Annotated in this window: 15 protein-coding genes, 1 tRNA gene and 1 pseudogene; 8 read left to right on the top strand and 9 right to left on the bottom strand. The window is 60.4% G+C overall.

The features are described from left to right. Positions 1-139: 139 nt before the first annotated feature. Both pth and ychF read left to right on the top strand, forming a co-directional pair. Entirely contained in the window at positions 140-724 is a 585-nt protein-coding gene (pth, locus tag BVK86_RS06835) for an aminoacyl-tRNA hydrolase (RefSeq protein ID WP_075945700.1), read from the top strand. 23 nt (positions 725-747) lie between these two features. Next, the gene (ychF, locus tag BVK86_RS06840; RefSeq protein ID WP_075945701.1) at positions 748-1,848 is read left to right on the top strand and encodes a redox-regulated ATPase YchF; all 1,101 of its coding nucleotides are present in this window, start codon (positions 748-750) and stop codon (positions 1,846-1,848) included. 153 nt (positions 1,849-2,001) lie between these two features. Here ychF and BVK86_RS06845 read toward each other — a convergent pair whose 3' ends face one another. After that, the gene (locus tag BVK86_RS06845; RefSeq protein WP_075945702.1) at positions 2,002-3,219 is read right to left on the bottom strand and encodes an MFS transporter; all 1,218 of its coding nucleotides are present in this window, start codon (positions 3,217-3,219) and stop codon (positions 2,002-2,004) included. Positions 3,220-3,550: 331 nt separating this feature from the next. On the opposite strand from BVK86_RS06845, the gene BVK86_RS06850 reads away from it, so the two are divergent. The 3 genes from BVK86_RS06850 to ggt all read left to right on the top strand — a co-directional run bounded on the left by BVK86_RS06850 (position 3,551) and on the right by ggt (position 7,824). Next, positions 3,551-5,608, top strand: coding sequence for a methyl-accepting chemotaxis protein (locus BVK86_RS06850; protein ID WP_075945703.1), 2,058 nt, complete (start codon positions 3,551-3,553; stop codon positions 5,606-5,608). 116 nt (positions 5,609-5,724) lie between these two features. After that, positions 5,725-5,801 (top strand) — tRNA-Met (locus tag BVK86_RS06855). 190 nt (positions 5,802-5,991) lie between these two features. Further along, positions 5,992-7,824: a gamma-glutamyltransferase gene (gene ggt, locus BVK86_RS06860; protein WP_075945704.1), complete on the top strand. Its 1,833-nt coding sequence runs from the start codon at positions 5,992-5,994 to the stop codon at positions 7,822-7,824. A 107-nt stretch (positions 7,825-7,931) separates the two neighbouring features. Here the strand turns inward: ggt and ddlA are convergent, their stop codons facing one another. The 5 genes and pseudogenes from ddlA to BVK86_RS06880 all read right to left on the bottom strand — a co-directional run bounded on the left by ddlA (position 7,932) and on the right by BVK86_RS06880 (position 12,580). After that, positions 7,932-9,026, bottom strand: coding sequence for a D-alanine--D-alanine ligase (gene ddlA, locus BVK86_RS06865; protein ID WP_075945705.1), 1,095 nt, complete (start codon positions 9,024-9,026; stop codon positions 7,932-7,934). A 120-nt stretch (positions 9,027-9,146) separates the two neighbouring features. Then, entirely contained in the window at positions 9,147-9,746 is a 600-nt protein-coding gene (locus BVK86_RS06870; RefSeq protein ID WP_075945706.1) for a flavin reductase family protein, read from the bottom strand. A gap of 76 nt (positions 9,747-9,822) precedes the next feature. Next, the gene (locus BVK86_RS30485) at positions 9,823-10,431 is read right to left on the bottom strand and encodes a methyl-accepting chemotaxis protein (RefSeq protein ID WP_425272397.1); all 609 of its coding nucleotides are present in this window, start codon (positions 10,429-10,431) and stop codon (positions 9,823-9,825) included. Further along, a pseudogene (locus tag BVK86_RS30490) lies at positions 10,411-11,139 on the bottom strand (PAS domain-containing protein); the annotation flags it as partial. The gene BVK86_RS30485 and the pseudogene BVK86_RS30490, both read right to left, overlap by 21 nt. A gap of 127 nt (positions 11,140-11,266) precedes the next feature. Continuing rightward, positions 11,267-12,580 (bottom strand): MFS transporter, encoded by a 1,314-nt coding sequence (locus tag BVK86_RS06880; RefSeq protein ID WP_075945708.1) that lies wholly within the window; start codon positions 12,578-12,580, stop codon positions 11,267-11,269. A gap of 198 nt (positions 12,581-12,778) precedes the next feature. Between BVK86_RS06880 and BVK86_RS06885 the strand changes: the two genes are divergently transcribed. Both BVK86_RS06885 and BVK86_RS06890 read left to right on the top strand, forming a co-directional pair. Further along, on the top strand, positions 12,779-14,197 hold the full coding sequence (locus BVK86_RS06885; RefSeq protein WP_075945709.1) for a short-chain fatty acid transporter: 1,419 nt from the start codon (positions 12,779-12,781) through the stop codon (positions 14,195-14,197). A gap of 97 nt (positions 14,198-14,294) precedes the next feature. Next, positions 14,295-15,467, top strand: a complete 1,173-nt coding sequence (locus tag BVK86_RS06890; protein WP_075945710.1) for a hypothetical protein — start codon at positions 14,295-14,297, stop codon at positions 15,465-15,467. Between the two features lie 77 nt (positions 15,468-15,544). Here BVK86_RS06890 and can read toward each other — a convergent pair whose 3' ends face one another. Continuing rightward, positions 15,545-16,189: a carbonate dehydratase gene (can, locus tag BVK86_RS06895; protein WP_075945711.1), complete on the bottom strand. Its 645-nt coding sequence runs from the start codon at positions 16,187-16,189 to the stop codon at positions 15,545-15,547. Positions 16,190-16,358: 169 nt separating this feature from the next. On the opposite strand from can, the gene BVK86_RS06900 reads away from it, so the two are divergent. Further along, positions 16,359-16,763 carry a serine kinase/phosphatase gene (locus tag BVK86_RS06900; RefSeq protein ID WP_075945712.1) on the top strand — a complete coding sequence of 135 codons (405 nt, stop codon included), beginning with the start codon at positions 16,359-16,361 and terminating at the stop codon, positions 16,761-16,763. Positions 16,764-16,885: 122 nt separating this feature from the next. Here the strand turns inward: BVK86_RS06900 and rimI are convergent, their stop codons facing one another. Both rimI and BVK86_RS06910 read right to left on the bottom strand, forming a co-directional pair. Beyond that, positions 16,886-17,338, bottom strand: coding sequence for a ribosomal protein S18-alanine N-acetyltransferase (gene rimI, locus BVK86_RS06905; protein WP_075945713.1), 453 nt, complete (start codon positions 17,336-17,338; stop codon positions 16,886-16,888). After that, positions 17,331-18,077, bottom strand: a complete 747-nt coding sequence (locus tag BVK86_RS06910; RefSeq protein ID WP_075945714.1) for an energy transducer TonB — start codon at positions 18,075-18,077, stop codon at positions 17,331-17,333. The genes rimI and BVK86_RS06910 overlap by 8 nt, the downstream gene beginning before the upstream one ends. Positions 18,078-18,137: the final 60 nt, after the last annotated feature.

An 18,137-nucleotide genomic window follows, 5' to 3' on the forward strand; every position in this document is an offset into this window, starting at 1 on the left:
CATCGCGGACTAGAACGTAGCGAGAAAGCGGGCGAGAACGCGGAGTTTACATCATGGTAAATGAGCAATTTTCGTCCACTTTCGCCGCTCTCCCTGATTGCGGCGATGTTATCCACCACTCCAAGGAAGGGCCCCTATCGTGACTGCCATCAAACTGATCGTTGGCCTGGGAAATCCAGGCGCTGAATACGAACAGACCCGGCATAACGCAGGGGCCCTTTTTGTTGAGCGCATCGCGAACGCACAAGGCGTAACGCTTGTGGCGGACCGCAAATATTTCGGCCTGACCGGACGCTATTCGCATCAGGGTCAGGATGTTCGTCTGCTGATTCCCACCACGTACATGAACCGCAGCGGCCAGGCCGTCGCGGCCCTTGCCGGTTTCTTCCGCATCAAGCCTGAAGAAATCCTCGTGGCGCATGACGAACTTGACCTGCCTCCGGGCGTCGCCAAGCTCAAACAGGGCGGCGGCCATGGCGGTCACAACGGGTTGCGCGACATCATTGCGCAATTGGGCAATCAGAATACCTTTTACCGTTTGCGGCTTGGCATTGGCCACCCAGGCGTTGCCAGTATGGTTTCAAATTTCGTCCTGGGTCGTGCGCCACGCGCCGAACAGGAAAAACTCGATGCCAGCATCGACTTTGCCCTCGGCGTGCTGCCGGATATCCTCGCCGGTGAATGGAACCGCGCGATGAAAAACCTGCACAGCCAGAAGGCCTGACTCAACTCCTCGGGGAAAACACCATGGGATTCAATTGCGGCATCGTCGGCCTGCCTAACGTCGGCAAGTCCACCCTGTTCAACGCCCTGACCAAATCCGGTATCGCGGCCGAGAACTTCCCCTTCTGCACCATCGAGCCCAACAGCGGTATCGTGCCGATGCCTGATCCGCGCCTGCAAGCGCTGGCGGAAATCGTCAATCCAAAGCGCATCCTGCCGACCACCATGGAGTTCGTCGACATCGCTGGCCTGGTGGCCGGCGCGTCGAAAGGCGAAGGCCTGGGCAACAAGTTTTTGGCCAACATTCGTGAAACCGATGCCATCGCCCACGTGGTCCGCTGCTTCGAAGACGAAAACGTGATTCACGTCTCCAACAGCGTCGACCCGAAACGCGACATCGAAATCATCGACCTGGAACTGATCTTCGCCGACCTCGACAGCTGCGAGAAGCAACTGCAGAAAGTCGCGCGTAACGCCAAGGGTGGTGACAAGGACGCCGTGGTCCAGAAAGGCCTGCTGGAGCAACTGATCGCTCACTTCACCGAAGGCAAGCCTGCACGCAGCCTGATGAAGAACATGAGCACCGACGAGAAAGCGGTGATCAAGGGCTTCCACCTGCTGACCACCAAGCCGGTGATGTACATCGCCAACGTCGCTGAAGATGGTTTCGAGAACAACCCGCACCTGGACGTGGTCAAGGCCATCGCCGAAGAAGAAGGCGCCATGGTCGTTCCGGTCTGCAACAAGATCGAAGCGGAAATCGCCGAGCTCGACGACGGTGAAGAGAAAGACATGTTCCTCGAAGCCCTGGGCCTCGAAGAGCCTGGCCTGAACCGTGTGATCCGCGCCGGCTACGAAATGCTGCACCTGCAGACCTACTTCACTGCTGGCGTCGAAGAAGTCCGCGCCTGGACCGTCCGCGTCGGTGCCACCGCACCACAAGCCGCTGGCGTGATCCACACCGACTTCGAAAAAGGCTTCATCCGTGCCGAAGTGATCGCCTACAACGACTTCATCCAGTACAAGGGCGAAGCCGGTACCAAGGAAGCCGGGAAGTGGCGCCTGGAAGGTAAGGACTACATCGTCAAGGACGGCGACGTGATGCACTTCCGCTTCAACGTCTAAGCCAACGCTCAACAAAAAGCCGCGTCTGATACGCGGCTTTTTGTTGAGCGCGATATTCCTGTAGGAGCCGGCTTGCTGGCGATCCAGACGACGCGGTGCATCAGGTCTACCGCGTTATCGTTCATCGCCAGCAAGCCGGCTCCTACAGGTGGGTCAGACTTTTTTCGTCCTGGGCAAGAAGATCGCCAGCACACCCAGCAGCGGCAAAAACGAACACAGGAAGTACACGTACTCAATCCCGTGAATATCCGCCAAATGCCCCAGCAACGCTGCGCCAATCCCGCCGAAACCGAACATCAACCCGAAGAACACCCCGGCGATCATCCCGACATTGCCTGGCACCAACTCCTGGGCATACACCACGATGGCCGAGAACGCCGAGGCCAGAATGAAGCCGATAACCACGCTGAGAACAGTGGTCCAGAACAGGTCGACATGCGGTAACAGCAGCGTGAACGGCGCCACGCCGAGGATCGAGAACCAGATCACGGCCTTGCGCCCGATCTTGTCGCCAATCGGCCCACCAAAGAAGGTCCCCGCCGCCACCGCCCCGAGAAACAGGAACAGATGCAGTTGCGAACTGGCCACGGACAGGTCGAACTTCTCGATCAGGTAAAACGTGAAGTAACTGGTGAGGCTGGACATGTAGAAGTACTTGGAGAACACCAGCAACCCAAGCACCACCAGCGCACTGGTCACTCGCCCCTTGGACAGCCCGTGAGTCGCGGCCTGGCCCTGCTTGAGCTTGAACAGGTTCAAGTGATTGGCGTACCAGCGACTGATCCGGTACAGCACGAACAACGCAAACACCGCGAACAGGCCGAACCAGGCTACGTTGCCTTGCCCATAAGGAATGATGATCGCCGCCGCCAGCAACGGCCCGAACGCCGACCCCGCATTACCGCCCACCTGAAAGGTCGATTGCGCCAGCCCGAAGCGCCCGCCCGAGGCCAGTCGCGCCACGCGAGAAGCTTCAGGGTGGAAGGTCGAGGAGCCAATGCCGATCAGCCCCGCCGCCAACAGGATCATTGCGAAGCTGCTGACCACCGACATCATCACAATCCCGACAAGCGTGCAGACAGTCCCCGCCGGCAACAGCCAGGGTTTGGGATGGCGGTCGGTGTGATAGCCGACCCACGGCTGCAACAGCGACGCCGTCAGCTGAAACGTCAGGGTGATCAAGCCGACCTGCGTAAACGTCAGGCCATAGTTGGCCTTGAGCATCGGGTAAATCGACGGAAGTACCGACTGAATCAGGTCGTTGATCAAATGCGCCAGGGCCACCGCGCCGATGATGCGCATGACCAGCGGGCTGCTTTGCGACGAAGCGGATGCCGGCACGGAACCGGTCTGGGCATTGCTGATTGCCATGGGAATTTCCAAACCACGAAGGGGTGCGCGAGCAAGTGCGTCAATGTGCCATTTTTCGGTGCAAGAGCGCCATCCCCTTAGCCTGCTAACGACTTCGATTTTCATCGGCGAAAAGGTGATAGCGCTGTGCCATGGTCTGAATCTTGCCTTCATTCTCCGCTTCAACGCGGCCTCCTTACAAAGGGGACCGAGAATGGGAAGTTTCGCCACAGAGTCGGCCTACAGAGCTGGCAATGGTGAACTTTCGAGGCCTTTTAAACGGGCACCGGTCGTGGTCGCACAGACTTCGTCGCACCTCAATGGTGCGGGGTGCCCAAAGGAGTCATGGGGCATGCAGGCTTTTTTATCACCGGGGATCGGACTGCTGGGGCGTTTCGGGTTCGCACGCAAATTCCAGCTGTTGTTTTTGCTGTTTATCCTGCCGCTGGCTGGCAGCCTGTGGATGATCGGTCAGGACTACCGCGACAAACTGAGTTTGATCTCTGGCGAACGTGCCGGGGTTCGTCAACTTCTCGCCCTTGATGCACTGGACAACCTGCTTTCCGCCCAGCGTGACCGTGCGGCCCGGTGGCGCGCAACGGAAACCAATCGCCAACCGACACCTGCAACGCTTGCCGCCATGGCTGCCTTCGACGCCGTCCAGCCCGCTGTTGCCCAAGCCGCTTCGGAGCTTGGCAACGCGCTGCAAAAGGACGAAGCCAAGGACGAAACCCTGGCCCGCTATCAAGCCCTGCAAACCGCGCTCAACGGCCTCGACTCGAAAAGCTTGAGCAGCGTCGGTTGGTGGCCGGATGGTTACGATCGCTTCACCAACGCCTTGAGTGCCCTGCAAGCGTTGCGCGAGCAGATCGCCATGGACAATCGCCTGACACTGGCACCGTGGCTGGAAACGTACTTGCTGACGCAGATTTCCACCCAGCACGCGCCGGACCTGATCGAACGCGTCGGGCGCCTGGCAGCGGTAGGCCAGGCATCCGTGGTGTCCGGGCAGTTCACCTTGCAAAGTCGTCTGCAATTGCGTGATCTGCGCAGCCGCATTGGTGATGCCAGGGAGCAACTGGTAAAAACTGCAGGACTGCTCGAAGCCCGTTTACCCAGCGCCCTGCAAACCTGGGCAGGCCAATACCATGACAGCCTCAAGCAGCTCGATTCAGGCCTCAAGGTCCTGGATGACGGGGTGTTCGGCGGCAGCATCAACCTCAAGCCCGAAGACTTCGAGCGCAGCCTGGATGCCCTGCTGTCCAACCTCGCCGCGTTGCGCCAGCAATCGCTGGAATCGCTGGATCAGCGTCTGAATTACTACCATGACTCGGCGATCCGCCAGTTCATCGTCGTGGCGAGCGTGTTCGGCTGCCTTCTGCTGGCGGCGTTGTACCTGTTCATTTGTTTGCAGGCGTCGATCCGTCGTAGCGCCAGCGGCATCACCCTGCTCGCCGAAGCCTTGCGCGATGGCAACCTGAGCCTGCAAGCGCCGGTTCAAGGCCGGGATGAATTGGCGGCCATCAGCACCGCGCTGAATGTGGCCGTGGTGCAATTACGCACCAGTCTGCTCGGCGTGGATCACGAAACCCTGCAATTGAGCAACGCAGTGCAAACCCTTAACCACCACTCCAGCGATGCTTTGGGCGAAGTCGAAGCCCAACAGCTGCAGATCAGCCAGATTGCCGCCGCGGCCACGCAGTTGGCGGCGACCTCTCAAGGTGTGGCCCATAGCTGCGAGCAGGCCTCAGGCAGCGCTCAGCAGACCCAGCGCATTGCCGCCGACAGCAGTCGCGACAGCCAGCGCACGACGGCCAGTATTCAGCAGCTCAATCAGCGTCTGAATGACACCGCTGCGGCGCTCGGCCGGGTCAGTGAGCAAGGACAACAGATCCAATTGGTGGTCGACACCATTCGCGGCGTTGCCGAGCAGACCAACCTGCTGGCGCTGAACGCCGCCATCGAGGCCGCTCGTGCTGGCGAGCAGGGGCGCGGTTTTGCGGTGGTGGCCGACGAAGTGCGCAGCCTGTCACAGCGCACGCAATCTTCGACCGCGCAAATCGCCGGGACCGTCGACAGCCTGCGCAGCACGGTGAACGAAGCCGTCAGCCTGATGGAAGCCGCCTGTGGCCAGGCGCAATCCGATGCCTTGGCCGTCACCGGTCTGGGCGAGCGCCTGGGGGAAATTGCCAGCGCGGTACAAGGCGTCACCGACACCCTGGCGCAGATCGCGACGGCGGTTGAGGAACAGTCCAGTACCGCCGACGAGGTCAGCGGCAATATCCAGCAAGTCGATCAGGCCGCGGTCCGATTACTCGAAGGCGCCCGTGCGGTGAACCAGGCTGCCGACACCTTGAGCCATGGCAGCAGGGCCTTGAGCGACAATACCGGCAGATTTCAGCTCAATTGATGCCCTCCCCTGAGCCGTTTTTTCGGCTCAGGAGGATAAGCGGTTGAAAGCGTAGAGAAATATTTTAGATTTGTGCTTGACGCATCCCCGTTACCGGTGAATAATGCGCGCCACTTGGCTACATAGCTCAGTTGGTTAGAGCATAGCATTCATAATGCTGGGGTCCGGGGTTCAAGTCCCTGTGTAGCCACCAAGTACTAAAAACGGCTTACCGAAAGGTAAGCCGTTTTTTTATGCCTGTTGCAGGAGCAAGCTCGCTCCTGCTCTGAAAAATCCGCCGGTTGATGAAGGACCAAAGCAACTTCGTCTCAGGCCGGTTTGCTTCACTCCGTGGCGGTCGATAAAGTCCTCGATACATTTACCTCACGGATGGAGTGCCCCGCGTGATCTCAGCCTTCCACTTGAGCCGCCATCGTGCGTCGGCCATCGCGCTGATTGTTGCTGCGTTAACCCTCGGCGCCTGCAACAACGCGTCGGTGCCGACCTTGCCGCTCGCGCCGGAAAGCGCTTCCGGTTATCGCACCGACCTGCAGACCCGTCACGCCTCAAAACACATGGCTGCCGCCGCCAATCCGCTGGCCGCCGAAGCCGGGCGCGAGATGCTGCGTCGCGGCGGTTCGGCCATCGATGCGGCGATTGCGATGCAGGCCGTGTTGACACTGGTCGAGCCGCAATCATCGGGCATCGGCGGTGGTGCGCTGATCGTGCTGTGGGACGGTAAAAATGTGCGCACCTACGACGGCCGCGAAACGGCACCGGCCGGCGCCACAGAGAAGCTTTTCCTGCAAGCCGACGGACAACCGATGGCATTCACCCAGGCACAGATGGGTGGTCGATCGGTGGGCACACCGGGCGTATTGCGTGCCCTTGAGCTTGCTCATCAAAAACACGGACGCCTGCCCTGGGCGCAGCTGTTCGAACCGGCGATCAGACTCGCCCAGCAAGGTTTCGCCATCTCGCCACGCCTGCACGGGTTGATCGCCTCGGACAGCGCCATGACTCGCTCGCCGGAGATGATGGCTTACTTTCTGAATTCCGATGGCAGCCCGAAAGCCAGCGGCACCCTGTTGAAGAATCCGGCGCTGGCCGCATTGTTCCAACGCATTGCCAAGGAAGGACCGGACGCGTTGTACAAAGGTCCGGTCGCGCAGGAAATCGTCGCCAAGGTCCAAGGCCACGGCAACCCCGGGAGCCTGTCGCTAAACGATCTCGCTCACTACAGCGCCAAGGAACGCGCGCCCCTGTGTACCGACTACAAGCGCTGGCAGGTCTGCGGCATGCCGCCGCCATCATCGGGCGGGATCGCCGTGGCGCAGATCCTCGGCACGCTGCAAGCCCTGGAGACCCGCGATAAACGCTTCGCCCTCGCCCCAATGAAACCGGTAAAGACCAGCGCCCTTGCCGGCCTCGAGCCCACCCCTGAAGCCGTGCACCTGATCTCCGAAGCCGAGCGCCTGGCCTACGCCGACCGTGCGCAATACGTGGCCGATACGGACTTTGTACCGGTGCCCGTCAAAGGTCTGGTGGACCCGGCCTACCTCGCCAGCCGCGCAGCCCTGATTGGCGACCGAAGCATGGGCATCGCCCAACCGGGCATGCCGCCGGGCATTCAGGTCGCGTACGCGCCGGATCGTTCGCCATTGCGTATTTCCACTTCGCAAGTCGTTGCCGTCGATGATGAGGGCGGCGCCGTTTCGATGACCACCACCATCGAATCAGCCTTCGGCTCGCATGTGATGGTGCAAGGCTTTCTGCTCAACAACGAGATGACCGACTTCTCGTTCATCCCCGAAGAGAATGGCCAGAAAGTCGCCAACCGCGTCGAACCGGGCAAACGCCCGCGTTCCTCCATGGCACCGACGCTGATCTTCGATCGCCAGAGCGGTGAATTCCTCGCCAGCATCGGCTCCCCCGGTGGCTCGCAAATCATCGAGTACGTCGCCAAATCCACCATCGGCCTGCTCGACTGGAACCTCGACCCGCAAACCGCCATCAACCTGCCCAACTTCGGCAGCCGCAACGGCCCGACCGAACTGGAACGCGGCCAATTCAGCCCGATGTTGATCCAGGCGCTGAAGGACAAAGGTCACAGCGTGAACGAGATCGACATGACCAGCGGCACCCAGGCGATTGTTCGGGTCAAGGATGCGCAAGGCAACGCATCACTGGCAGGCGGCGCTGACCCTCGGCGGGAGGGGGAAGCCTTGGGGGATTGAGAGGTACGACGTAGAAACGGAAAAGGGCTTACCTTCGGGTAAGCCCTTTTTTATGGGACGCAAAGCCACATCGTCGACCTTGCCAGTTCATCCATGTCGCACCCAGTTCAACGACTGATTTTCAGCGCCCTTCGAGCCTTATGCCTTTGAACTGCCAGCTCGATCAGCCGCGAAACCAATTCACTGTAGGTCATGCCTGCGGCCTGCCAGAGTTTCGGGTACATGCTGATGCGGGTGAACCCGGGCAGTGAGTTGATTTCGTTGATCAGCACTTCGCCGCTGTCGGTCAGGAACACGTCGACCCGCGCCAGCCCGGAACAGCCCAGCACATGAAAAGCCTCGATTGCCATGGCCCGGATGCGCTCGCTGGCCTCGACACTGATATCCGCCGGGACCACCACTTGAGCGGCTGTGTCATCGATGTACTTGCTGTCGTAGGAATAAAAACCGCTGCGCACCACGATCTCGCCGCAACCGCTGGCGATAGCCTCTTCATTACCAAGCACCGCGCATTCGATTTCGCGGCCACTGACCGCCGATTCGATCAGCACCTTCTCATCAAAGCCCAAGGCCAGCTCGACAGCCGCCAGATAGCCGGCTTCATCGGTCACCTTGCTCACGCCCACGGAAGAGCCCTGGTTGGCCGGTTTGACGAACAGCGGCAGGCCGAGTTTTGCCGACACTTGCGCGAAACTGTTGCGTGCGGCGGTCGTGCGCGTCAGGGTCACGAACGGTGTGACCGCCAGCCCGGCATCACGCAGCAGACGCTTGCTGATGTCCTTGTCCATGCACACCGCCGAACCCAGTACGTCGGAACCCACAAACGGCAAGTCGGCCATGCGCAACAAGCCTTGCAGGCAACCGTCTTCACCCAGGGTGCCGTGGACGATCGGGAAGATCACATCGACGTGGCCCAGCAACTCCTGGCTGGAAGTTTCCACCAGTTGCTGGCTGGCCTTGCCCGGCACGACCGCTAATTCGCGGTTGGATTGATTGAGGGCGATCAACGCCGGATTCTCTTGGTTGAGCAGGAAATTCGAAGGGTCATTGAGGTGCCAGTGCCCTTGTTTGTCGATGCCGATCAGCACCGGTTCGAAGCGCGAACGGTCCAGCGCATCGACGATGTTTTTCGCCGATTGCAGCGACACTTCATGTTCAGCCGAACGCCCACCGAAAATAATCCCTACACGCAGTTTGCTCATTCATATCACCTCAACGATTGGTCACCAGGTGCGCACCGAACAACAGATAGAAATGCCCCGCAAAGCGACCCAACCTTTGCGGGAACGGAAAAGGTGCAGCGCATCGGTCCAGGTGTCACCTTACGGTTGCAAGGTCTTACCGTCCACCGGATCGCCGATGGTCAAAAAGTGCCCGCCGGCAACATGGTGCAGCGTGCGCAACGCATCGTGGGCTTCAAAGTGCCAACGCCCTTCACTGAACACGCGCTCGTCGGCCTGTGCGGCAATTACTTCGGCCAGGAACAGGTCGTATTGTTGATGGTTGTCGGGCTCCGACATCAAACGGCATTCCAGCCAGGCGACACAGCCTTCGAGCATCGGGGCGTCGATCAGCTCAGCAGCGAAGGTCGACAAGCCGTAGGTCAGGAACTTGTCACGCCCCTGCTCCCGGGTCAGCGCCAGGCCGGAGGTCGAGCCGACGGTTTGGACGATATCGGCCTGCGCCGCGCAAGGCACATTGAGCACGAATGTGCCTGAAGCTTCGAGCAGTTGGCGGGTCCAGGTGGATTTGTCTAGGACCACGGCAATTTTCGGCGGCTCGAAATCCAGTGGCATTGCCCAGGCCGCCGCCATGATGTTGCGCTGCCCGCCGTGGGCGGCGCTGACCAGCACGGTCGGCCCGTGGTTGAGCAAACGATAGGCTTTGGGCAACGGGACCGGACGGCGGTGGGATACGCTCATGGATATCTGCTCCTTGAGGGGAAAGAGCCGATTGTAGCGATATCCCGCGAGACGAGGATCTTTTAACGGCCAGGCATCAAGACGACAACTGATTGGCAAACTGCCCCACGGCGTTGACCACTTTCTGCGCACCGTCCTGGATCTCGACGATCACCGTGCCCGCTTCCGCCGCCAGCGCCAACCCTTGCTCGGCCTGGAGCTTGCCGTCGGTCATCAGGGCCACGGCGTTGCGCGCCATGTCCTGGTTCTGACGCACGACCAGCACGATCTCATCGGTAGCCTGGCTGGTGCGCGAAGCCAATTGCCGGACCTCGTCTGCCACCACGGCAAAACCTCGGCCCTGCTCACCGGCACGGGCCGCTTCGATGGCGGCGTTGAGCGCCAGCAAGTTGGTCTGTTCGGCAATGCCGCTGATGGTCTTGACGATGGTGCCGATCACCAGCGATTGCTCATTCAGGGCTTCGATGCCATCGCCAGCGGTTTGCATGTGCCGGGCGAGATCACGCATCACGTCCACGGCCTGTGTTACCACGGCCGTACCGCGCTGGGCACTCTGGTCAGTTTGCTGCGACGTGCTGTAGGCAATGTTCGCCGCTTCGGCGACGGCTTGTTCCTGGTTGACCTGATCGGTAATTACCGTGGCGAACTTCACCACTTTGTAGAGCTTGTTGTTGGCATCAACCACCGGGTTGTAGGACGCCTCCAGCCAGACCGTACGACCATGGCTGTCGTTACGTTTGAAACGATCAGCCACGTACTCCCCCGCATTCAGGCGACGCCAGAAGTTCTGGTACTCGGCGCTGTTGTAATCTTCCGGAAAGCAAAAGGTCCGGTGATGTTTGCCCTTGATCTGCGCCAGGCTGAAACCCATGCCCGAAAGAAAACGATCATTGGCTGCCAGCACGTTGCCATTGAGGTCGAATTCGATCACCGCCGTCGAGCGCACCAAGGCGCCGATCAGGTTTTCATGTTCGCGGGAGGCCTCGATGGTGCGGGTCAGGTCGCTGGAGAAAATCGAGAAATGTTTGATCCGACCGTCCGCCGAGCGTACCGGTTGCAGGATCGAACGCAGCCAGGCTTCCTGGCCCGTACCGCGCAACAAACGCACAGTGCCGGCAAAGTGCTCGCCGCGAGTCAGCGCAGTGCTGAAGCGGCGCTGGAACTCGTCGTTCTTTACATGATCCGGGGCGATATCGTCGATGTGGCGACCGATCAGCTCGCCGCTCTTGTAGTGCATTTCACTCAGAAAGTTCTGATTGACCGACTGGACCCGGCCGTCCGTATCAAGGGTCAGCACCAGCATCTCGCTTTCCAGGCTTTCCTTCACTTGCTGGAGGCTGGAGAGTTCTTCACGAAGAGCCGACAGCTCCTGCTTCAAGCGTTTATTGAACATGGAATACACCGATGGACAGGGTAGAAAGCGATATGCAGCCTAACCATCGGCCTTGCGAATCTTTTCTGAAGAGCGCTTGAGCTATGTCCTACAAAAATAGTTGTCCCACGTTCGACAAGCCCTTCATTCAGACAGCGCGGGCTGCCGAGCAATGCCCAACGCCGGGCATCCGCGCACCGAAATATGCCGCGCTGCCCACACCCACCGCGCCCATCACCGCACAGAAAATCACACAGATCCATGGGCTCCACGGCATCAGCCCGATCAACAACAGCGGTGTGATACTCGCCCAGGCGGCGTAGGCAATGTTGTAGGTGAAGGAAATGCCCGAGACACGAACCCGCGCCGGAAACAGGCTGACCATGACCGACGGCACCGCGCCGACCACCCCGCATCCAAGGCCGGCAATGGCGTAGGCCAGACCGACCCAGTCACCGCCGCTGATCAGGCAGCTGTACAGCACGCCGATGCCCAGCGGCAGCAACAGGCTGTACAACATCACCGTACGCCAGGCCCCCATGCGATCGACCAGCCACCCGGCGACCACGCAGCCGATGTTCAAGAAGACGATGCCCACTGCGCTCAAGGCGAAGGTATGACTGGCGGTCATGCCGAAGGTTTTCTGCATCATGGTCGGGGTGATGACCACAAACACCACCACGGCCGAGGTCAGCACGCAGGTGAGGATCATCGCCGGCAGCATCGCCAGACGATGTTCCCGCAGGACCGCCCGCAGCGGCAGCTCGACCGTCTCTTCGCGCCGCGCCTGCATGGCCATGAACACCGGGGTTTCGCTGAGCCAGCGGCGCAACCAGACCCCGATCACGCCGAACACGCCCCCTAGCAGGAACGGGTAACGCCAGGCGTAATCGAGGATTTCTGCCGGGGTAAATGCCTGTGCCAAAAACGTCGCCGTCAAAGCGCCAAGCAGATAGCCAAAGGTCAGCCCCGCCTGCAAAAAGCCCAAGGCATAGCCGCAATGGCCGACCGGCGCGTGCTCGGCGACGAACACCCAGGCGCTCGGCACCTCGCCGCCCACCGCCGCGCCCTGGAGAACTCGCAAAGCCAACAGCAGCAGCGGTGCGAAGTAACCGATTTGCGCGTAGGTCGGCATGATCCCGATCAGCAGGCACGGCAGCGCCATCATCAGGATGCTCAGGCTGAAGACCTTTTTGCGACCGAGCCGGTCGGCGAAATGCGCCATCAGGATTCCGCCCAGAGGCCGCGCCAGGTAACCGGTGACGAAGATCCCGAAGCTTTGCAGCAGGCGCAGCCACTCGGGCATTTCCGGTGGGAAGAACAGCTGGCTCAAGGTCAGCGCGAAAAATACGAAAATGATGAAATCGTAGATTTCCAGCGCCCCGCCGAGGGCTGCGAGCCCCAGGGTCTTGTAGTCTGAGCGGCTGAACGGCGCCGGGCGTGAAACGGTGTTGGCAGTCATAAAGAACTCTGGCACAGGCAAAAACCAAGGCGCCCATGGTCTACGCAAACGCGCTGGCGGACAACCCGTTAGACCAAAGTCCCATAGCCGCAAAACATCCCCGCAAAAAACCCTCGATTGAATTAATGTTGTCGTCTGTCCAGACGGGCTACAGTCGCCCTGAAGACCACAACAAACATAAAAATTCGAGGTATTCCCGTGGCCGCTGATATCGAAGATACCCGCTCCGCCCGCTTTGCCCTGCGCTGTTCAAGCTTCGCCGAACGCTGGTTCCCCGACTCCTGGGTGTTCGCCGCCCTGGCGGTGATTATCGTAGCCCTGGCCACCATGGCCATGGGCGCCAAGCCCACCGACGCCGCCATGGCCTTCGGTGACGGCTTCTGGAGCCTGATCCCGTTCACCATGCAGATGGCCTTCGTGGTGATCGGTGGCTACGTTGTCGCCAGTTCACCACCCGCCGTGAAGTTGATCGACCGCTTGGCGAAGTTGCCGAAAAACGGCCGCTCCGCCGTGGCGTGGGTGGCGCTGATCTCCATGGTCGCCTCGCTGCTCAACTGGGGTTTGTCGCTGGTTTTCGGTGGATTGCTGGTGCGCGCCCTCGCCCGTCGTACCGACCTGAAAATGGACTATCGCGCTGCGGGTGCAGCCGCGTATCTGGGACTCGGCGCGGTTTGGGCGCTGGGTCTGTCGTCGTCGGCAGCACAATTGCAAGCCAACCCGGCCAGCCTGCCGCCATCGATTCTGTCGATCACCGGGGTAATCCCGTTCACCCAGACGATCTTTCTCTGGCAGTCGGGCGTGATGTTGCTGGCCCTGATCGTCATTTCGCTGATCATTGCCTACGCCACCGCCCCCGGCCCGAACACCGCCCGCGATGCCAAGGCCTGCGGCGTTGACCCGAGTTTCAATCTGCCGCCCCTGCAGCCACGCACCCGTCCCGGCGAATGGCTGGAGCACAGCCCGCTGCTGACCATTCTGCTGGTGCTGCTGGCCGCTGGATGGCTGTTCCATGAGTTCTCGACCAAACCGGCGATCAGTGCCATTTCCGGGCTGAACACCTACAACTTCCTGTTCATCATGCTCGGTGCCCTGCTGCACTGGCGGCCGCGCAGCTTCCTTGACGCTGTATCCCGTGCGGTGCCGACCACCACGGGCGTGCTGATCCAGTTCCCGCTGTACGGTTCGATTGCAGCGCTGATGACCACGGTCAAGGGTGCCGATGCGCAGACTCTGGCCCACCACATCTCGACGTTCTTCGTCAGCATCGCTTCCCACGACACCTATGCGCTGCTGATGGGTGTGTATTCGGCGATTCTCGGTTTCTTCATTCCATCCGGCGGCGGCAAGTGGATCATCGAGGCGCCGTACGTGATGCAAGTGGCCAACGACCTCAACTACCACCTGGGCTGGGCCGTGCAGATCTATAACGCCGCCGAAGCCCTGCCGAACCTGATCAACCCGTTCTACATGCTGCCGCTGCTGGGCGTGCTCGGGCTGAAGGCGCGAGACCTGATCGGTTTCTCGTTCGTGCAATTGCTGGTGCATACACCGCTGGTGCTGTTGCTGCTCTGGGCACTGGGGACGACGCTGGCGTACACACCGCCCGTGATGCCGTAACAACAAAAGGGGCCGATATTTCTTTCGGCCCCCTCTTTTTGTTCTGTCCGGTCTGTTTCAGTATGGGGGTGACATACACGCTGAAAAGGATCTGAGCATGCTAAAACTCGCAGGACTCACCCTCGCGGCCCTCACCCTGAGTGCCACAGCCCATGCCGATATCAACCTGAAGCTGGGCAGCACCGAACGCGTTACCCGCCTTTTTGCCTACCCCAACAATTGCAACGTGATCTGCTTTCGCAACTGGACGCTTGAGCAAACCGTTGAGCATTACCTGACCCAAAGCGTGCAACGCGACGGCTACAGCGACGCGAAGGTGCTGGTCAAAACCGACAACCGCCAGCTCTATGCCGAAATCACCGGCGTACCCAGAAGTTATGAAAAGCCCTTGGCCGCGCTGCTCGACGCCGGGGACCTGGCCTACGACGGCGCCAGCAAACTGAACGCCGACGGCAAGTGGGCCTACAACTGGTATTTGTTCCTGCCACTGGGCATGGCATTGGAAAATCGCAGAAGCCTCGAATTGCTGCACTTCCCGCCAGACTATTCGCTGACCCAGGCTCAGGATTACCTACGGTCTGCCACCACCGATCGCTGGGCCACGCTGCTGACGGTCAACGGCGTCCCCGCTGAACAGACGCCGGGCTACCAGACCATCATCGATATTGCTCCGATTGCCGCGCCGTCCAACGCCGGCAAGGACCTTGAGGGGGTTTATAGCTACTTCAAGGAGTACCAGACCACGATGGTCAAGCAGGTCAGCCTGAACGCCCGCGGCGATGCCCTGCCAATAGTTGCCTTCGGCACACCGGTGCGTAACTGGATCAAGGAGCAATACGGGCCGACGGTGAACGTGTTGAGCCTGGTCTACATCAGCCCGAACGAGGGGGTGAAAGTCCCCGTGCTGGGAGCCAACCACCCGAGCTACATTTGGTACGCCGCTGATCCGGCGAATTACACAGGCGCCGATGCCAAAGCCAAGGCCGATACGGCGGGCCTGAAGGTCATGGGTCAGGATTTGAGTGCCGCGTGCTGGCAGGCGGCAATGGGGCGCGAATCCGACACCAATCCTGATGTTGAACTCAAAAGCTGCACGCAAACCTGGCAAGTGGCGCAGAAGGATAAAACCTGCGAGCTGTTCTACACCTCGATCCGCAACCTGACGCCTCCACAAGCCGTGGGTAAATGCGCATCGGCAACGATCCAGGCCCAACTTAAACAGCTCAAGGCGCCAGCGCCTGCGACGGCACTTCCCGCTCCAGCGCTATAAATCGATGTCAGCCCACGGCCGGCGCCGACAACCAGATGCTTGCAACACTGGCGTCGGCAGCGGCTCCGTTGAAGGACTTAAATCGGTTCGAACGGACGCAGGCGATACTGCGGCGGCAACTGCTCGGATCCACTGATGGTGGTGTTCAGGCTTTTCCAGCGACCGTCCTTGATGCCATAGATGCAACCGTGAATCGACAGGCTCTGCCCGCGATGCCAGGCATTTTGCACAATGCTGGTGTGCCCGACGTTAGCCACTTGCTGGATTACGTTGAGTTCGCAGAGACGGTCAACCCGCTCTTCCTCAGTCGGCAACACCGCCAGCTCTTCGCGTTTTTCATAATACAAGTCACGAATCGAACGCAGCCAGCCGTCGATCAGGCCGAACTGGCGGTCTTGCATCGAGGCGCGCACACCACCGCAGCCATAATGGCCGGTCACCAGGATGTGTTTGACCTTGAGCACGTCGACCGCGTACTGAATCACCGACAGGCAATTGAGGTCGGTGTGCAGCACCACGTTGGCCACGTTGCGGTGGACGAACAGATCACCCGGCAGCATGCCGACGATCTCGTTGGCCGGCACCCGCGCATCGGAACAGCCGATCCACAAGTACTCAGGCGTCTGTTGGCGCGCCAGCTTGGCGAAGAAGTCAGGATCTTCCTCTTTGATCGCAGCGGCCCAACGCTCGTTGTTATCAATCAGATCTTGTAATTCGTTCATGCTTTGAAGCCTCAAGAATGATGCGCAACTTTGACTGACAACCGTCCGTCGGGGTCACGCGCAAAATGCAGATGCTTTCCTGATACCTGGACACAGGGCTCCATGCCGGTTGAATTCTCGGTAACCCAATGGGTCCACCCTAGTAAGGCCCACAGTATGAGGAATTGCCATGACTGAATCACGCCGACCTTACGATGCGGTGCAACCGGAACCCATTGATGACAACGAAGACCGCATGGGTTCGATGAATGAGCTGGATTTCGACGACGACGAACCCAGCGCAAAAATCGGTGACGAGTTGCCCGACAATGAGCGCGAACAACTGATGCCACGCCAGCGCGTACGGGAAGCCGGCATGACCGGCGCCTCGACGGATGACCATGAACCCACCGACGACGACATGAGCCCGGAAACCCTGATCCACGAAGACGGCGCCCGTGATGCCCGCGAAGCCGGCACGGGGAATCCGTCCGATTGGGACTTGAGCATTGTCGATGAAGACGACATTGGCGGTGGTGGTGGACTGGATGAAGAAGAGCTGGCGCGGCGCGATCCGCTGGACCGCAAGCGCTGATTTTTTGTGGCGAGGGCGCTTGCTACCGTTCGGCTGCGCAGCAGTCGCGAGATGCACCGCCCGCCTCACAAGGGACCGCCTTGCGGCCCGGCGGGCGAAAGCTCTCTCGCCATAAGGGTGATTCAGTCCACCAGCGTACAGGCCATCACCACCGCATCTTCACGCCCGCCCACCGCTGGATAGTAATCCCGTCGACGGCCAATCTCGTTGAAGCCGTAGCGCTCGTACAACTTGAACGCGGCGGTATTGCTGTCGCGAACCTCGAGGAAGCATTCCCGGGCGTCAGCCTTGTAAGCAATCGACATCAGATGTTCCAGCAGCGTCAAACCCAGGCCGCGGCCCTGGTTTTCCGGTTTGACCGTAATGTTCAGCAGATGCGCCTCGTCGAGGATGATCTGCACCACACCGTGGCCAACCTGTTGCTGCCCTTCAAACATCAGCCAGATCTGGTACTTGCCCAGGCCATCCAGAAAAATCCCGCGGGTCCAGGGATGGCTGTAGGCCGCGTATTCAATCTTCAGAACGGTTTCCAGGTCCGCCTCGGTCATCGGGCGGAACGATACAGCGTCAGTCATTCGATTCTTTCCAGCGCGCCATCAGCCGACGCATGGCTTGCCAGACATCAGCCTTACGCTGTGGCTCTTCCATTAATAATTCCAGGCCAGGCACAGCCCAGGCCGAACCCAGGCCTTCGATCTGCAGTTCCCGATTGAACGACTCGGCCTCTGCTTCACCGGCAAAACGCACCGCAGGCAGGCCGATCAGCCACACGCAGACGCACGGTGCGTCTTCAAGCCTGGCCGAGAGAAAACCCTGAACGAAATCACGGGCCGCTTCCGGGCCCTGGTCCATCGTGCCGCGCACCAGCAATGGCCAGCGCACCGGCTCACCGACGATCTGCGGGCTGTCTGGCAGACCGGCGGCGCGCAGCATGTCCTTGAGCAATAGATAAGCAGGATCCCGGGACTGAAACGCCTCGCCTGTGGGTAACTCGACCAGCAGAAGGCAGCGCCCGGCCCGCAGTAACTGCAAGGCGAAGCGCGGAGGCGGCACGATCGGTGCCTTGACCATGACCGGCGCCTCTACCGCCTCCTCCACCGGCGTGGCACCGGTGCGTGTGCTCGCCAGCGATGGCCGTGGCACCTCGATTTTTGTTCGTTCGACCGCTTTGACCATCGGCGACACGGGCGCTTGCACCTCGGCAGCCGGGGCCAGAGGCGCGAAGACAGGCAACTCGGGCATCTCCAGCAACTCGGGCCGCGACGGAGCGGCGAAAGGCAATTCGGTGCGCGGCACCCAGTTGACCACCTGCATGGCGTTCAAATAAGCGCGACGGCGGGACTCAATAAGCAAAGGTCGGCCACTTGTGGATAA

This window comes from Pseudomonas reinekei, assembly GCF_001945365.1.
Classification (GTDB): Bacteria; Pseudomonadota; Gammaproteobacteria; order Pseudomonadales; family Pseudomonadaceae; genus Aquipseudomonas; species Aquipseudomonas reinekei.